The organism is Undibacterium sp. YM2 (genome assembly GCF_009937975.1).
Lineage (GTDB): Bacteria > Pseudomonadota > Gammaproteobacteria > Burkholderiales > Burkholderiaceae_D > Undibacterium.
The window spans coordinates 4,618,420-4,633,230 of record NZ_AP018441.1 but is presented as its reverse complement, the minus strand read 5'-3'; the positions used below and the strand labels follow the sequence as shown (position 1 = coordinate 4,633,230).

General features: G+C 52.0%; 17 protein-coding genes. 4 read left to right on the top strand and 13 right to left on the bottom strand.

Annotation, left to right across the window (positions count from 1 at the left end; all coding sequences use genetic code 11):
• Positions 1–25: 25 nt before the first annotated feature.
• The 13 genes from UNDYM_RS21085 to UNDYM_RS21030 form a co-directional block, all read right to left on the bottom strand.
• The gene (locus UNDYM_RS21085) at positions 26–862 is read right to left on the bottom strand and encodes a hypothetical protein (RefSeq protein WP_162042823.1); all 837 of its coding nucleotides are present in this window, start codon (positions 860–862) and stop codon (positions 26–28) included.
• A gap of 295 nt (positions 863–1,157) precedes the next feature.
• Entirely contained in the window at positions 1,158–1,868 is a 711-nt protein-coding gene (locus UNDYM_RS21080) for a hypothetical protein (RefSeq protein WP_162042822.1), read from the bottom strand.
• 62 nt (positions 1,869–1,930) lie between these two features.
• Complete coding sequence (locus UNDYM_RS21075) at positions 1,931–2,746, bottom strand: hypothetical protein (RefSeq protein WP_162042821.1); 816 nt, start codon at positions 2,744–2,746, stop codon at positions 1,931–1,933.
• Positions 2,747–2,765: 19 nt separating this feature from the next.
• The gene (locus UNDYM_RS21070; RefSeq protein ID WP_162042820.1) at positions 2,766–5,093 is read right to left on the bottom strand and encodes a hypothetical protein; all 2,328 of its coding nucleotides are present in this window, start codon (positions 5,091–5,093) and stop codon (positions 2,766–2,768) included.
• 456 nt (positions 5,094–5,549) lie between these two features.
• The gene (locus tag UNDYM_RS21065) at positions 5,550–5,861 is read right to left on the bottom strand and encodes a hypothetical protein (RefSeq protein ID WP_162042819.1); all 312 of its coding nucleotides are present in this window, start codon (positions 5,859–5,861) and stop codon (positions 5,550–5,552) included.
• Positions 5,858–6,010 carry a hypothetical protein gene (locus tag UNDYM_RS21060; protein WP_162042818.1) on the bottom strand — a complete coding sequence of 51 codons (153 nt, stop codon included), beginning with the start codon at positions 6,008–6,010 and terminating at the stop codon, positions 5,858–5,860. Before UNDYM_RS21060 ends, UNDYM_RS21065 begins: the two co-directional genes overlap by 4 nt.
• A gap of 107 nt (positions 6,011–6,117) precedes the next feature.
• On the bottom strand, positions 6,118–6,555 hold the full coding sequence (gene ssb, locus UNDYM_RS21055) for a single-stranded DNA-binding protein (protein WP_162042817.1): 438 nt from the start codon (positions 6,553–6,555) through the stop codon (positions 6,118–6,120).
• Positions 6,556–6,598: 43 nt separating this feature from the next.
• A complete protein-coding gene (locus tag UNDYM_RS31155) occupies positions 6,599–6,727 on the bottom strand; it encodes a hypothetical protein (RefSeq protein WP_255431517.1) in 129 nt (42 codons plus the stop codon).
• Complete coding sequence (locus UNDYM_RS21050; RefSeq protein ID WP_162042816.1) at positions 6,724–7,038, bottom strand: hypothetical protein; 315 nt, start codon at positions 7,036–7,038, stop codon at positions 6,724–6,726. The genes UNDYM_RS31155 and UNDYM_RS21050 overlap by 4 nt, the downstream gene beginning before the upstream one ends.
• Positions 7,035–7,346, bottom strand: coding sequence for a hypothetical protein (locus UNDYM_RS21045; protein ID WP_162042815.1), 312 nt, complete (start codon positions 7,344–7,346; stop codon positions 7,035–7,037). Before UNDYM_RS21045 ends, UNDYM_RS21050 begins: the two co-directional genes overlap by 4 nt.
• A 462-nt stretch (positions 7,347–7,808) precedes the next feature.
• Complete coding sequence (locus tag UNDYM_RS21040; RefSeq protein ID WP_162042814.1) at positions 7,809–8,024, bottom strand: hypothetical protein; 216 nt, start codon at positions 8,022–8,024, stop codon at positions 7,809–7,811.
• Between the two features lie 531 nt (positions 8,025–8,555).
• Positions 8,556–9,122, bottom strand: coding sequence for a GNAT family N-acetyltransferase (locus UNDYM_RS21035; RefSeq protein ID WP_162042813.1), 567 nt, complete (start codon positions 9,120–9,122; stop codon positions 8,556–8,558).
• 188 nt (positions 9,123–9,310) lie between these two features.
• Positions 9,311–10,003 (bottom strand): LexA family transcriptional regulator, encoded by a 693-nt coding sequence (locus UNDYM_RS21030; RefSeq protein WP_162042812.1) that lies wholly within the window; start codon positions 10,001–10,003, stop codon positions 9,311–9,313.
• A gap of 1,445 nt (positions 10,004–11,448) precedes the next feature.
• Here UNDYM_RS21030 and UNDYM_RS21025 point away from each other — a divergent pair.
• The 4 genes from UNDYM_RS21025 (at position 11,449) to UNDYM_RS21010 (ending at position 14,590) form a co-directional block, all read left to right on the top strand.
• Complete coding sequence (locus tag UNDYM_RS21025) at positions 11,449–12,141, top strand: hypothetical protein (protein ID WP_162042811.1); 693 nt, start codon at positions 11,449–11,451, stop codon at positions 12,139–12,141.
• Positions 12,128–12,916 carry an ATP-binding protein gene (locus tag UNDYM_RS21020; RefSeq protein WP_232063556.1) on the top strand — a complete coding sequence of 263 codons (789 nt, stop codon included), beginning with the start codon at positions 12,128–12,130 and terminating at the stop codon, positions 12,914–12,916. The genes UNDYM_RS21025 and UNDYM_RS21020 overlap by 14 nt, the downstream gene beginning before the upstream one ends.
• 188 nt (positions 12,917–13,104) lie before the next feature.
• Positions 13,105–13,530, top strand: coding sequence for a hypothetical protein (locus UNDYM_RS21015; RefSeq protein ID WP_162042810.1), 426 nt, complete (start codon positions 13,105–13,107; stop codon positions 13,528–13,530).
• A gap of 433 nt (positions 13,531–13,963) precedes the next feature.
• The gene (locus tag UNDYM_RS21010) at positions 13,964–14,590 is read left to right on the top strand and encodes a hypothetical protein (protein WP_162042809.1); all 627 of its coding nucleotides are present in this window, start codon (positions 13,964–13,966) and stop codon (positions 14,588–14,590) included.
• The last annotated feature ends 221 nt before the right edge of the window (positions 14,591–14,811 follow it).

Below are 14,811 nucleotides of genomic sequence, written 5' to 3'. Positions count from 1 at the left end.
TTGCAGGTTGTCGGTGCAAACAGCCTTATTTGTTCCAGTACGGCGGTAGCAGATGTATCACCTCCTTATGCCTGTCTGTCAGCCCGATATAGCGTGATGCGATTTCTTCTGCTTTGTCGCCGTCGGCCAGGCGGCTTTTGATTAAATTGACGTTGATCTGGCTGCCTGAAAACATGGCATTGCCGAACTGATCGATGACTATTGCATCATCAAGGCCGTGTGGCTTCAGCAATTCATCAAAGTATTTTCGCTGAACTTCGCCTTTAATATGCTGGACGGACGCTTGAATATCCGCTGGTGTCTGTGCGGGTGTCGGCAGCTGCTTGCCGCTCTGCATGACGATTTTCTTTGCGCCCTTGCCATTCTGCTTGGCAGAGGATGCAGTTATTTGTAAATCAGCATAACGCCTGGATAACAAAGTCAATAACTTCTGCGGCATGGCAAGCGATAGTTCAAAAACGATGTCTGTGTGTTCATCTGCAATCGAGATCAGCGCATCAGAAACGTCTTCACTGATTCCCCAATATTGTTTGCACCAACTGTCGGCATGCCCATGTCCGTAGTGATCAATGTTGGATTTGAACAATTCTCCCAAGTATAGCCTGGTCTCGCCAAATTCACCTAGCGCCTTGATGCAGTTCAGCACTTGCTCTCTGCTTGCGAGAGGGAATGGGTAGCCATAAGCTGTTGCCGCTTCCTTGAACATCCAGCGGCCAGTCAGGGTATTCCAGTCCCCATATAAGGCAGCATAGCCATCATCGACAAAACTATTGAGCTCGAAATTCAGTTCAACCGGCATGTGGACGATGGACGTAAATGAAAATTGTCCTCCTGCCAGGTGATTTTCAAAAAATAGTTGCAACGTTGGGGTAGGCCCTGCTACTCGTAAGTGTATGTCGTAAAAAAATTGTATATATCCCATACGGTTTTATCTTGGCTTTTCGGGCGTGTTGGAAAATAAAGCCCACGATGTGCGGGTAACGGTATGATGCACCCATCAGGTATGAAACGCGGCTGGTGGCAGATAAAATGCCAAGTTCCATACATGTTGAACGCAAGTGACATGAATGTCTTTCAAACAGATGCTCATATCTGGCGACCATTCACACGGAGTCTTGCAAGTCAAGCTACGCTCTTTATGTAGGCTCAGTAACATATTACTTCGATCGGCCAGAAATATAAACCAGGGTTTTTACATCGCCCTCACTGGCAATCGTCCTGCTAAAAATACTGTCACTGTCTATCACGCAACTTGAATTGCGATTGTAATACAGCATGAGGCTGATCTCGCCCTGTGCCGGGTATTCTGGTGCATCTTGATCTCTGCGGCCAAGTATCGTCGAGGTTCCTGCATGTCCCCATGAGTATTTCGCGCCAAATGCATGCGTCAATAGTGGATGGCCAACTTCATGCGCCGCTGTCATGGCATACGAGCGCTCAGGGTCTGGTCCGTCATTCTCATCGTAATATAAAGTGCCGGTAAAAAACGGGTATGGATTGCGCGAGCGCCTGCTCAGGTTGCCAAGCAGGCGGCTGCCCGGGTTTGCCAGTGTCAGGGGCATGCCTTGCGCTGATCTTTCCGGCCTTACCCTGACATCCCATGCTTCACCCTTGAGCGTGATGGTTCGACTCCAGTATCTTGCTATACCCTCATCAGCCAGCCTCGCATGGTATTCAAACTGCGCGTCGTCGGGCTTTTTGGCGAGTCCCAACAGACAGGTAAGCAGTGATGGCTTGCCATAGTTCATGCTCAAGCGGATGTGGATGATTTTATGCTCTTCATCCACGTGTGCGATGGCATAAGTCAAAGCTCGCTTGCGGCCTTTCAGTATATGATGTTCATCTACTGTACTAACAGGGTGTGACATGGCGAGGGTGGGCTGCACTGCGCGTCAATATTCATTGTCGCCAGGATTAGAATTGTCTGCCATCATTTCTCTTCAGCTCGTCTTAACATTTCAATTTCTTCTGATCGTTGATTAGACCGTTCCCGCGTTGGTGAAAATATGATTTGTACCGAGTAAGAAGGTTCGGTTTTTAACTCTGCTGGCGTCAGGCTTCTGATTTCGCGGGCAATCCTGTCTTCGGTAGGTGCATAATCCTTATCATCTGCGTCAGTACGGCTCCCATATTTTCTCCTGAGGTTGACAATATCTATTTTGATCTCGATGCTATTCTTTTTTAATACAACTGCCCTGATTTGTTTGACGTAGGATTGAGAATTGAGGAAAAGAGATTCCAGGCCTTCCAATGATGTCAAATATTTCTGCGGTTGCTCACTACTGATGACATAAGAGTCCAGCCATGGTTTATCTGTCGATACAAAGCCTTGGGAGATAAAAACATCCCTGAATTTTTTTATCTGTTCAACGGCGGTGTGCGCATCGACGTAGTCATCAATGGGGAAAAACGAGAAATGTGAAATCAGTGATTCGGGGGCGCCTTCAAAATGACGTATTTCATAACCCAGATATGTCGCCAGGCTGCGGATATCCCCCTTTTTTTCTACGCGAAATTCCAGGTCCGTATCTTTGTAGAAAAGTACATGCGGCGTGGTGATATATTCTTTACCGGGTACGCCCTTCAGGAATTTTTGATCAAATTGGTAACTTGATTTGGCTTGCACTTCACTGACGGGTGCGTCCATGCGTAACTGTATGACAGGCAGGACAGGCTTTGCCTGGTCAGCGCAGGCAACGGAAAAATGAAGCAAAATCAGGCATGCACACAATTTGATGATTTTCATGATTATCCTGTGACGTGTTTTATGTATTGAATTTCCACCAGTCGGGTTTAAAGAAAGGTTTTATCAGCCTGCTGCCACTGCCCAATTGCCGCTGGTGGAAGTTAAGTAAATTATTTCCCTCAGGCGTCTGCCGCATTTCATTAATTGTATTGAAACCATTACGTGCGATGTTAACACGGTTCTCAAGCGAGGTCAGGTCTTCACTGCCTTGTGGAACGGTAATATTCCTGGTGTTTGTTTTGTCGGTGTCACGATTGGTGCCTATGTAGATGTCTGGATGAACCAGTGCCATGCCCGTTTCTTTCAATAACATGGCATTTAATTTTGAAAATGCTGCCATGGATGGTTTGTCCCACATTGTTTGCAAATTGCTTTGTTCGTGACGCCCCATCTGTATGGCTGCATCGGTCTGCAGCCGGTAAAAACCTTGCATGTCGCCACGATCACGCGCCTCTTCAGCTTGCCTTTGCAGTTTAAAAGAATCTCTGGCGGCATCAGACATGCTTTCAAAAGCAGCATCCTTCATGGCGGCTGATCCATACATCTTGTGCATGACTGACAAACCGCCAACGTCTTTGAGTACATCGATCTGGCCTTTCAGGGTTTCGTCTGCCATGGCACGCGTTAAATTTGCGGCTTCACCGACGCTCATGCCGCCCAGGATTCCCGATGCGCCGGACATCAATGGAAGGATAGGCCCAAGCCCATCGAGGGCATCTGCAGAATTATGGGATTGCACCAGGCCGTGGCGAACCGTATTGGCCGCAAAGATGCCTAATTTTGTCCACATGAAATCTGGATTGTCTTTGTTTAATGCACCGTAACGTGCCAGCGCATAAGTGTTCTTCAACATGGCTCTGTTTGCCGCGCTATAGCCTTCACGATCTGCTATTGCATCCAGTTCGTGTAGTTCGTCCTCAGTATTTTTATTGAACGTGGCACGGTCAGCCTTCATATCCTTGCCGGTCATCCCCTTCTTCATGCGGGCGACATCCTGTCCCATTGCAACGGCGATTGCTTCGGGGCTGTTGTTGGCGCGCGCCCCTATGGGAGTCAGTGCTTTGTCGCTGTCTTCACGTGCCTGCAATAATCTCGAGCGCAGGAGTTTGGCTGTAAGTCTTTCGCCTTCTTCAGCGCTGACCTTATTGTCAGTGGCAGGTCCATCGTGGAGACTTAAGCCTTCATCCCAGGCCTTTTCTTGTCCCTGATTGATTGCATCTCCCGATATGGCACGGCCGCCAACATCATTTTCAAGGCGCGTATCAAGGGGCATGTAAGGATCGTGCGGAAAGCGCGAGGGATTGATATCTACATCCTCATCGAACAATGGCAGGGCTGAGGGCGTGCGTGCATAAAGTTCAGATTGCCGGATGAACGAGGCTGGTACAGATTTGACCGCGCTTGACTGAGGAAAACTGAACTTGTTCAATAAGCCTAATTGATTGCCGATGTTGCCCTGTGCGCCGGAGCCAGGTGACATGTCATCATCTGCACGGCGGCTTTGCCCAGTCAGATTTTCATCCGGGCCAATATCATCATTCGCCGCCATGGCACGCAAGAGCAAGCCCCTGACCGGTGTGGCCGCTTGCCTGTCACCTCCACTGCTGCCTGGTGCGGCTAGCTTTTGTTCATCATCCGGGTTTGGCCTTCTGGAAAATTGGAGTCCGGCAAATGGATCTGCTTCTCCGTTCATCGTGCCTGATAACAAGCGTATGGCTTTGCGCGCCTCTTCAGGACTTAGCTCTTTATACATGGCGGGACGCAAATCTAATGGTGTCAAACCCTGCATGTCAGGCAGACGTGAGAGAAAGGCAGGGCCACGAATTTGTGCGTCGTCTGCTCCAGGTGCGGCCCTGTTGATGGTATCGGGAACGAACTGGGTCAAGCCATTGTTGTCTGTGCGGGGCCAGCCCCTGCGCAGATAAGGGGGCAGCTCAGATGGCGTCAGGCCTTCTTCTCCTGATGCAGCCCTGTTGATGAAAGCTGGCAAGAGCTGCTCAGCGTTCTTGCTGTCTGCCCCCCGGGACCAGCCCCTGCGCAGATAAGGGAGTAACTCAGATGGTGCCAGGTTTGGCATATCAGAAGGGAACTTGGGCACCAGATGATCAATATATTGTTCCTTGTCTTCGCTGTCTGTGGCCCTGTGCATTGCACTCGGAAAGTATCTCACGAGATGGTCGAGCTCCTCGCTGCTACGGGGTATGCCAGAAATTGGGGTCAGACTGCTGCTATCCTCCAAGGCTGACAGAAAATCAGAGTTGGCCCAGTTGTCTGATTGCTCGTCGTCTTCTTGTGTATCGATGAGGTAGGGCAGGCCATCCGGGCCGGTGATGCGTTTCATTGCCATGATGTTCCTTTAGTGATGTCGTCTTGTTTTTGCCTGCCATTTGTCGGGCTCGTTCTGGCAGTCAGCAGGGTGCGTTGTAACGCACCGTATGAAAACCCTGCTTACTGGCATGTTTTCTCTTTAGGAGCGGCTTTAGCCGCGAATGATCGTCACGGCCTGCTGGTTCGCGGCTAAAGCCGCTCCTACATTGATAGCGGCGCGTTGCAATGTACCCGGCTTACTGGATTCACCATCATTCAAGACAAGTGATTTTCACATCCAAGGGCCAATGAACATGCCAGTGATTGACGCTTTCATGCGGTGCGTTACAAGGCACCCTACTTAAGGGATTTTTTTGTAGGAGCAGCTTTAGCCGCGAATGGTCGACGCGGTCTGCCGGTTCGCGGCTAAAGCCGCTCCTGCAGTAAGAGTAGCGGGCTGCACGGTACGGCCATGCAGTCCCTGTCAGCATATTCCTTATGCCTCACCGTACAGCGCAATCATCAGCGGATCAGTGCGGCGTATCTTGTCGGTCGGCGGTTTGATCTGGCGTGTGTAGATGGTGGGTGCGGGTTTGCCGCTGTGCCAGCCAAACTGCAATTTGCTGCGGCCACGGGGCGTGGGCGTGGCGCGTTGTACGACGTGGCCGGAAAAGCACAGGTCGCTGATGAGCTTGCGCGCATAATTTTCCGAAGTGCGCAGCTCGCGCATGATGTCTTCGATGAACAGGAATTTGTCACTCAGGATTTGCGCCACCTGGGCATAGCGTACGGCGATGTCGTTTCTCATGTTGTGTCCTTTCGGCGGTTGTTTGGCTTGTTGCTTATTTCCCTTGCAGGGGAAATTGCTGCGGTTTCGCAAAGCTCGCTTTGCACTATCCATTTCCAGGCCGCCTGCTGGCAGCGCATTGAAATGGCGGGGATGGCGATGGTTTCCATTTGATTGACTCATCATCACATTGCACAAGAAACCCATACTCACCCTGGCCCTCTCCTTGAAGGAGAGGGAATTACTACATTGTTATCCAGGCGGTTTTTAATGCTGATTAAAACGGTAAATCATCATCCATGTTGTCCCAGGTCTCAGGTGCGCGGGCTGGCTGGCGGGGTTTTAGCGGTGTGCCATCCGTGCCATCTGCCTGGGCTGCTGATCTGCTGCTGAGCATCTGCATCGTGTCGCCGCGCACTTCAGTGATGAATTTTTCCTGGCCATCCTTGTCTGTGTATTTGCGGGTGCGCAGGCTGCCTTCTACATAGACGGTCGCGCCTTTCTTGAGATGCATGGCGACCACTTCTGCCAGGCGGCCAAAGAAGCTGATGCGGTGCCACTCCGTGCGTTCTTTGCGTTCACCGCTTGTTCTGTCTTTCCAGTTGTCGGTGGTGGCAATGGTGATGTTGCTGACGGCTTCGCCACTGGGGGCGTAGCGGGTTTCAGGGTCGCGGCCCAGGTTGCCAACGAGGATCACTTTATTGACGGATGCCATTCGTGTTATCGCCTTGTGTGAAAATTTTTAAAAATTTCAAAAATCAATGTTGCAACGCTGTCTTGCATGCCGCCAGACGGCTGTAACCGAGGTCGCGTATCATGCGATATACAGCGCATTTGATGCGCACACGCATGTGCAGGTGGTTGATGAGGGCATGTGTATCGTTCATGTTGTGGCTTTCTCTAAAGACAGGCAAAGTTCGCGCAGGGCTTGTGCTTCTTGGGCAGCAAACCAGTTGTCATCTTGTGGCAACCTCGCTGCCAGGGCCTGCGCCTTGTCCAGCAGCTCGGGCGCCTTGGCCCACAGGCGGGCATTGGCAATGGCTTCGTCAGACGGTTGCAGGGCATCCGGGTTGCAGATCTTGCCGCTGGCATCGTAATGCGCCTCGGCCTGCCAGCCGTAAGCGATCGCCATGCACTGGCTGCTGCGTGTATCGAACAGGGCATTGCCCACGGCATGTAACTGGCGGCTATGCTTCATTGCACCCTCGCGCCAAAGCCGGTCATGCGTTCTGCTTCTTGCGCCAGCTGGCTCAGCTCGCTGCGCGCTGTGCCTTGCTCGGGTATTTTTTTGGCGAGCTGTGTATTGATTGATGCATTCGCAGATGCAGTCACTGAGGCATGCAGTCTCGCCGCCGCCCGGCTGGCGGGTGCCACCTGTTTTTCAGGCTGCTCAAGCTGCTCGGCGCCTGGTATTTTGTCTTCTTCATTATTGATGATGCTGAGCACAGCGCAGATGACGATATACGCCAGGGCAGTGACCAGCCAGTCTGTCAGGGATGTTTTCATACTAGTCCTCACAAAATTTTGGACGAGCGCATACGCACAGAAAAACGCACTCGTTCTCGTGTTAATCAATGTAGTTTTTGGGTGATACTTTGTTGGTGATGCAATGCTGCTTTAGCTGGCCATTGCGGCTGGCTGTTGATGCCAGAAAAAAACAGGTACCAATGTGATGCGCTGGCCTTGCCCGCCGCGGGTGAACGCGGCAGCAGAAGGTGCAAGGCCAGCGCAGACAAGGTGCCGGACGCTACTCCGGCAAGTGTGAAATGGGCCGCGAACCGATTTCACCAGCGTATTCTTTTTGCGTGCTATGCGCTCAGATGCGGAGCGCTTCGGTGTTATAGCCAATATCGACATTCAGTGCTGAACTTAGTGTTCAACTCAGTGCCGCACTCGGTGTTGAAACTCATTGTTCAGATTTCAAAACCGAGATTTCATCGTCCAGTTTTCAAAGCGCAATACAGCGATTTATTGCTGCCAGTCCTGCATGACCTTCGCCATCATCCTGCCAAAGTTTTCATACCGCCCCTGGTCCAGCAGACTGGCCATTTTGTTGCATTGTTCCATGCTACATTCAGCAAAGGCGTCGATCAGGTTTTGCCCGTTGATCAGCACCGCAGTGGATGCAGTGGCCGGTTGGGCGTAATAGGTTTTGGGTAATCCAAAATAAGTTTGCGTGCTCATGTGTCGCTTTCTTTGTTTGTCTGACCATGAGTAGAACTATACGCTTTTGTATAATCCGAGTCAATACGAAAATGCATTAAAAAGTATGATTTCGTATGGAATTGTTGGTTATATGTAAACGTGGAAAGTGCTGGAATTGGTATAAGGCGGTTTGATTTGACGTAAATGATGGCTGCAGCAATTTGCGGGAGCAGGGTGCGCCATGCGCACCAAATGATAGGCCGCGCTTCTTAAGCGATGTCACAATCCATATCACAAGCAATGTTACAAGCAATATCGCAACCCATATTGCCAGGCGATGGTGCGCACGGCGCATCCTGCTTGCCTGGTATTGTTTATCGCCGGCAAATTAAATTGCCGTGTGCGACCGCGCCATACGGCGCATTACAATGCGCCCTACAATCAGGAAATGACATCCCACATGAGCGGCTTTAGCCGCGAATAGCGCACCGTAACGGCCATTCGCGGCTAACGCTGCCCCACGCGTAAGCACGCATCATTTCAGGTTTGCCCTGTCCGCCAATGGCAAAATCAACCTGGCCGGTTCGCCGCCTGCCATTCATCGCGCAAGAGGCTAAACATCCAGGTGTCCTTGATCTCGCCCTTCATCTTCCAGCGCTGGCGTAGCAAGCCTTCCTGGGTAAAGCCCAGTTTGCGCAAGAGCTGGGCAGAGGCGGGGTTGCGGGGATCGACTTCTGCCTCGACGCGGTTGATGCCCATCTCGCCAAAGGCGTGCGTCAGCAGGGCGCGCAGGGCTTCGGCCATGTAGCCACCGCCCCAGTGCGATTGCGCCAGGGCATAGCCCAGCTCACAGCGTTCACTCTCGGTATCAAAGCGAAACAGCAGGCAAGAACCAATGACCTGGCTGCTTTCTTTATCGACGATCACGCATTGCACGGCGGATGCCTGCGCCGCCATTTCCCTGGCGCGCGCATACCAGCTATGGGCAGCGAGTGTATCTTCCCAGGTGATATACGGTAAAAAGCGGGTGACGGTGTCGTCAGAAAATACCTTGAACAAGTCAGGCAGGTCGTTTTCTTGTATGGCGCGCACGATCAGGCGCGGGGTGTGGAGGGCTTGCGAGAGTACAGTTTGCATGAAGCTTGATCATCCATCATGGTGGAATTACAGAGAGTAGGGGCAGGGTGCCGGGCGCATCACCCTGCATACAAGCAGCTATCATAGCAAATTGGCATGGACGGGTGTACAGATATGCTGCCGCCATGCCAGGGTCTGCGCACCGTCACAAACCCATCACGCAACCATCCTGCAACCAACGCGACGGATCAGCCGCCCTGCCTGTAAACAAAGCGCCCTATGATTTTCAGCAAGCCCACATTCTCAGGCGTGATGCGCTCATCGGGATAAGTGCGTTTATCGGGGTTGCGGCTTTCCAGCACCCAGGTGCCGTCAATTTCGCGCCGTAATTGCTTGATGCGCAGGCCGTCCGGATGCTGGATGGCAAAGATTTTGCCGCTCTGTGGTTCAGTCTTGGTCTGGTCGATGATGACCATGTCGCCATCAACGATAAAGTCAGCCATGGAGCTGCCATCAGCATAGATGGCCGCCAGGTTCTCAGGTTTGACGCCATATTTCTTGAAAAAGCCCAGCTCTTTAATCAGTTGGCCCTTGGGTTCGGCATCTTCATTATGTGCACCGCCACCGCAAGAGCCCTTGGCCGCATAGTAATTAATAGCAGCGATGCTGATCTGTTCATCATTGGCCGCGACAGGCTGGCTGCTCTCATGCCCGCGCAAATCCTTGCTGCGCAAGTCAGACAGGGTGACATTAAAGAACTTGGCAATCGGCGCCAGCGACGAGGTGCGCGGGTCCTTGGTGATGCCCTCGACAATACGGAATATCGTCGCCTGCGGCACCCTGACTTCATCAGGGAACATTTTTTCCAGGGCAGTTGCCAACGAAGTCGGGTTCATGCCCGACTTATCCATGAGATATTTGATATTAGTTTTAGCGTCCATGGCTGCATTATGCGTTATTGCATTAAAAATGCCAAGAATTAGTGAAAAAAACTTGGATGGCAATACGAAAATGTATATAATTGAACTTGTGGGGGAGGCGCTCGCTTACTTTAATCAGGTATGCATCTGGCAATGAAGTGACGCTATCAATCCACCTATCCTTCAACCTTAAACATACTAGCCGTTCGCCTGCCTTGATCTGTTACCGCGCGAATACTGTTTAACCATCTACTTACTCCACCAGGATTCCCTGGTCACCATCAGCCGCCTGTGGTTTTGGCAATCCGGCTGATGATTTTGTCGTCTTTCTGGCGACCGAAGCCCCGCATGCATGGGGCATATAAATTGACGATGAAGACCTCTCGATACAGATGTACAGAGAAAAGCGAAACATTGGGAAAACGAGAATGTTGGCGCCCTCGTAGGTTGGGCTACGTTTCATCAGCCCAACACTGGGCTTTTGATAAGCGATTACGTTATTTCAATGCCGAGTGTTGGGCTGATACCCCGTAGCCTAGCGAGGCCCGGCCCAACCTACGCACTTGCCAATATTTTCGTTTCTCTACCGCTTTTTTCTGCGCGCCCCTCTGTGGTGCAGCAGGGGTTTCGAGGAGCATGCTCCTCGCCTGCGTAACGAAGACTGCTTGCAAGCAGTTTTTCCTCCCTCTGTGTTGAGAGGTCTTCCGGTTTTAAAAACACAAACCAGGCTGCCCACGCAGCCACACGACAACAACATGACAATACAAAATGACATCCTGCGTCAGGTGTCCGCACGCGCATGCACTATGGGGCAAGCCTGCGGAAAAAATCAAGTATCGACACAAACAAGGGCCTGCCCATGCTGAGCCAGTCACCCGCAACCACCGACTGGCAGCACCTCGACAACCGGGTGATTTCACCCACCCACACCATCACCGCCCGTCGTCTTTGCAAAGGCCCACGCTGTCGTCACGGGCGTGGGCAGATGCGCTCAATACGGCAGTTTTGTAATGCGCAGAATCAGCCTGTGTATACGTATTGCAAATTGTGTCGTGGTGGCTAGAAGTAATAGATAAGTCTGGGACCAGACTTAAAACCACTCACCACCGAGACACAGAGGAAGGAAAGGCTGCTTGCAGGCAGCCTTCGTTACGCAGGCATGTGGCATGCACATGAACCCTCCTGCTACACCACAGAGGTTTCACAGAGAAAGCGAAGTGTCGGACAGATACCTCCTAGCCTGGCGGGGCCCGGTTCAACCTGCAGGTCCTGTGTGGCCAGATTCAATCAGTATTAAAAGGAATTTTTACATGCCCCGAGCAAGAAATATCAAGCACAGCTTTTTCAAAAATGACTTGCTGGCTGAAATCCCTCCTCTTGGCCGCTTGCTGTTCGCAGGTTTATGGACTATGGCTGACAGAGAGGGCCGGCTTGAGGATCGCCATAAAAGAATCCGAAGCGAGATCATGTCTTATGACGATTGCGATATCGATGGCCTGCTGAACTCATTGGCCAAACATGGCTTTATCGAGCGTTATGTGGTGGATGGCATAGGCTATATTCAGATATGCAAGTTCAAATCCCATCAGCATCCGCACAGGAATGAACCTCCCAGTGCGCTGCCAGCACCAGGTCAGCACAGTGCAAGTACTGTGCAAGCTACCAACCCTGCACCAGAGTTAACGGATGCTGCTCCGGCTGATTCATATAATCTGATTACTGATTCCTGTAATCTTATAAAACCTGACACGACTTCGTCCTGCCAGGAAATCGATTGTGAAGAATCAAAACCTGCCAAACAAAAAAAACCAGGAAAATTCGACGAATGCCCTGCTGAATTCGAAACCGCCTGGCAAGCCTATCCACGCCGACCCGGTGCCAGCAAAAAAGAAGCCTGGCAAGCCTGGCTGGCACGACGGCGGGATGGTGTCGATGCAACACTCATGGTCGATGGCGTGAAGCGCTATGCCGCCTATATCGCCGCCAGCGGGCAGGCCCCCAAATTCGTCAAGCATGCCGCCACCTTCTTTGGCCCCTATGAGCACTACAAGGCCGACTGGAGCATGCCTGCCGACCACGCACCACCTGCCAGCAGCAAGCACACAGGGTTTGCCAACACCAACTACGCACAGGGAATAGCCCAGGATGGTTCATTCTGACACCAGCAGTTTTGTCCGCGTCGGCGGCATGCAGCTTGGCAGCGAGCAAAGGCATTGCCAGCAGCATGGCGGCTACACCGCCTACTCGCACAAGAGCGGCATCTGGTCTGCCTGCCAGCAATGCCAGCAAGCCAGCGACGCTCAACAACGCCAGGCCAGCCTGCAACAACAGCGGCAAGCGCAACAAGCGGCACTGTGGCAAAAACGCCTGGGCCGTGCCGCCATACCGGCACGCTTTGCAGAACGCAGCCTGCACAATTATCACCCGACCTGTGCTGCCGCAGAGCAGGCATTGCGCACTTGCCAGGCCTATGCGCAAGAGTTTGATGCGGTCCTCAAAACTGGCCGCAGCCTGATTTTTTGCGGCAGCGTTGGCACCGGTAAAACCCATCTGGCCGTGGGCATTGCCAGGCACATCATGGATGCAGGCAAACAGGCCGTGATGAGTTCCGTTTTAAAAGCAGTACGCCGCATCAAAGAAAGCTACCGCCGCGACAGCCCTCACACCGAGGCGGAATTGATACAGGAATTTGTAGAACCAGACTTGCTGATACTCGACGAAGTCGGCGTCCAGTTCGGCAGCGACACAGAAAAAATGCTGCTGTTCGACATCATCAACGGCCGCTACGAAGTCATGAAACCCAGCATCCTCATCAGCAATCTGGGTCTGGCAGAACTCGAACACTACATCGGCACCCGCGCCATGGACAGGCTGCGCGAAGGCGGTGGCAAGGCCGTGGTGTTTGATTGGGAATCGTACCGGCGGGTGGTTTGATAAAGATCGTTCCACATTAAATCTCCCTCCCCTTCAAGGGGAGGGATGGGGTGGGGATGGGGTTCTCTCGCGGACTGAGTGTCTGCATAAGCAACCGAAACCCATCCCCCACCCAACCTCCCCTTGAAAGGGGAGGAGTAAAAAAAACAAGCAACACCTCTACAGCCCATGCACAACAAGGAGCAAGCATGAACGCACGTCAGAATTTTGCACACACAGTCACCAATAACAATGACCCACAAAAGCAACAAAAAGACCTGCTGACCTATTGGCTCGACCAATGGGCCATGTGGATGAACAACAACCACGCAGAAATCGCCCGCGACACCGGCATCGGTGGCGGCATCATCGGCAAGAATGCCCTCAGCAATTATTGCGTCGCCAGTGACGATTGCCACGCTGTCTGGGATATGGAAAGGGAGAAAAAAGTCAAAGAGATTGACTGCCTCATCAACGACCTGCGCCTCGAACAACCCTGGACCTACTGGGCCATCTGCAAACACCTGGGCCTGATGAACTTCTGGAAATACCCCAAGCTCGACCCGCAAGAAGCCTTTGTCAATGCGCTGGATGAATTGCTATACCTGGTCGAAGAACGCAAGCTGGTTTTGTAACCGCAACACGATAAACCGCGCATCCTGCACATTACCGTACTGTGTAGGGTGCGCCATGCGCACCGTCTTTCACGCATCTTTCTGCAATTTCCCACATCAAAACCTGGTGCGCGCGGCGCACCCTACTAATCGACAAACATCGCTGTATCACGATCGTGATGGTGGGCAAGATTTTCTGCAGATGCGGCTTTAGCCGCGAATGCTTGCAAGGGCCGCGATGCTCGCGCCTAAAACCGCTCGCACCAGTAGCAATTGCGCTTGCACAGAATGCATGGCCATGCGCAACATGAGCTTGGCTGTGCGATATCAACAAGGCGACGAGCCTGCACCTTCCGCTCAAAAAACTCAAGCATGTATGCGAGCATGCAAAAACTGCCTGCCGCCCCCTAAGACGCTCAGCTATAATGTGCAAAAAACTACTCAGGCACACTTTATGCGCATCATCAGCATCCTCATCTCATTCATTATCCTTGTCAGCGGCCCTGCATGGTCCGCAGAGTTCAGCACAAAAGAAAAAGAAGCATTGTTTGGCCCCAATGGCGAACTGATGAGCGCTTGTCAGCGCGAGATGCAGACATTGGAAAAAACGCTGTTTGCGCCTGACAAATTTCCAACCCAGATGGTGGAATTATTGAAATGGACTTCCGGTATGGTCAACCCATCTGAATATTGCACTTGCGTTGTTGAGCGAGCCAGCACCAAGCTGACCCCGGATATACTCAAAAATCTGTCGCCAGAAGATGGCAGGGCTTTGGGCAGACTGACAGGACAGGAGTGTGTGCTGGCAAAAATGCAGACACAGAAATCCGGCTTTTGTCATGCCATCATGAGCGACGTCATCTCGATCAGCCCGCCAGGTGCATGGGATGAATCAAAAATGCCCGAAGTCTGTAGCTGCATGCAAGACCGCTTTAATCAATTGACCCCGGCAAAATTTGAAAAATTCTTCAAATATACCCCTGTCGATTACAACGCCTACATCAACTCCGGGCTATCGCCAGACACCGACACCCTCAATGGCAGCATGATACAGTGCGGGTTTTTGAAAATGAGAAAATGAGTTACTGAATGTAGCACTCAGCCTGGTATGAGGGGGTTCAAGAGTTTGTGGACGTACAGCCTTGATGTCTGCGAAATACCGTGAGTAGGGTGCGCCATGCGCACCATTTTCAGCTAATATTTTTACGCATTCACATCAAGATCAGGCATGCACGGAGCACGGTTACACGCAATGTGGCCTCCGCAGCCTCGGGCAAATAATCCTGGCTGCAATTAACGCAC

Coding starts and splice junctions, on each gene's coding strand:
- UNDYM_RS21025 (WP_162042811.1), top strand. CDS start 11,449: ATGTCTTATGACGATTGCGATATCGATGGCCTGCTGAACTCATTGGCC.
- UNDYM_RS21010 (WP_162042809.1), top strand. CDS start 13,964: ATGCGCATCATCAGCATCCTCATCTCATTCATTATCCTTGTCAGCGGC.
- UNDYM_RS21035 (WP_162042813.1), bottom strand. CDS start 9,122: ATGCAAACTGTACTCTCGCAAGCCCTCCACACCCCGCGCCTGATCGTG.
- UNDYM_RS21040 (WP_162042814.1), bottom strand. CDS start 8,024: ATGAGCACGCAAACTTATTTTGGATTACCCAAAACCTATTACGCCCAA.
- UNDYM_RS31155 (WP_255431517.1), bottom strand. CDS start 6,727: ATGAACGATACACATGCCCTCATCAACCACCTGCACATGCGTGTGCGC.
- UNDYM_RS21075 (WP_162042821.1), bottom strand. CDS start 2,746: ATGAAAATCATCAAATTGTGTGCATGCCTGATTTTGCTTCATTTTTCC.
- UNDYM_RS21050 (WP_162042816.1), bottom strand. CDS start 7,038: ATGAAGCATAGCCGCCAGTTACATGCCGTGGGCAATGCCCTGTTCGAT.
- UNDYM_RS21015 (WP_162042810.1), top strand. CDS start 13,105: ATGAACGCACGTCAGAATTTTGCACACACAGTCACCAATAACAATGAC.
- UNDYM_RS21020 (WP_232063556.1), top strand. CDS start 12,128: ATGGTTCATTCTGACACCAGCAGTTTTGTCCGCGTCGGCGGCATGCAG.
- UNDYM_RS21045 (WP_162042815.1), bottom strand. CDS start 7,346: ATGAAAACATCCCTGACAGACTGGCTGGTCACTGCCCTGGCGTATATC.
- UNDYM_RS21080 (WP_162042822.1), bottom strand. CDS start 1,868: ATGTCACACCCTGTTAGTACAGTAGATGAACATCATATACTGAAAGGC.
- UNDYM_RS21060 (WP_162042818.1), bottom strand. CDS start 6,010: ATGGAAACCATCGCCATCCCCGCCATTTCAATGCGCTGCCAGCAGGCG.
- UNDYM_RS21065 (WP_162042819.1), bottom strand. CDS start 5,861: ATGAGAAACGACATCGCCGTACGCTATGCCCAGGTGGCGCAAATCCTG.
- UNDYM_RS21070 (WP_162042820.1), bottom strand. CDS start 5,093: ATGGCAATGAAACGCATCACCGGCCCGGATGGCCTGCCCTACCTCATC.
- ssb (WP_162042817.1), bottom strand. CDS start 6,555: ATGGCATCCGTCAATAAAGTGATCCTCGTTGGCAACCTGGGCCGCGAC.
- UNDYM_RS21030 (WP_162042812.1), bottom strand. CDS start 10,003: ATGGACGCTAAAACTAATATCAAATATCTCATGGATAAGTCGGGCATG.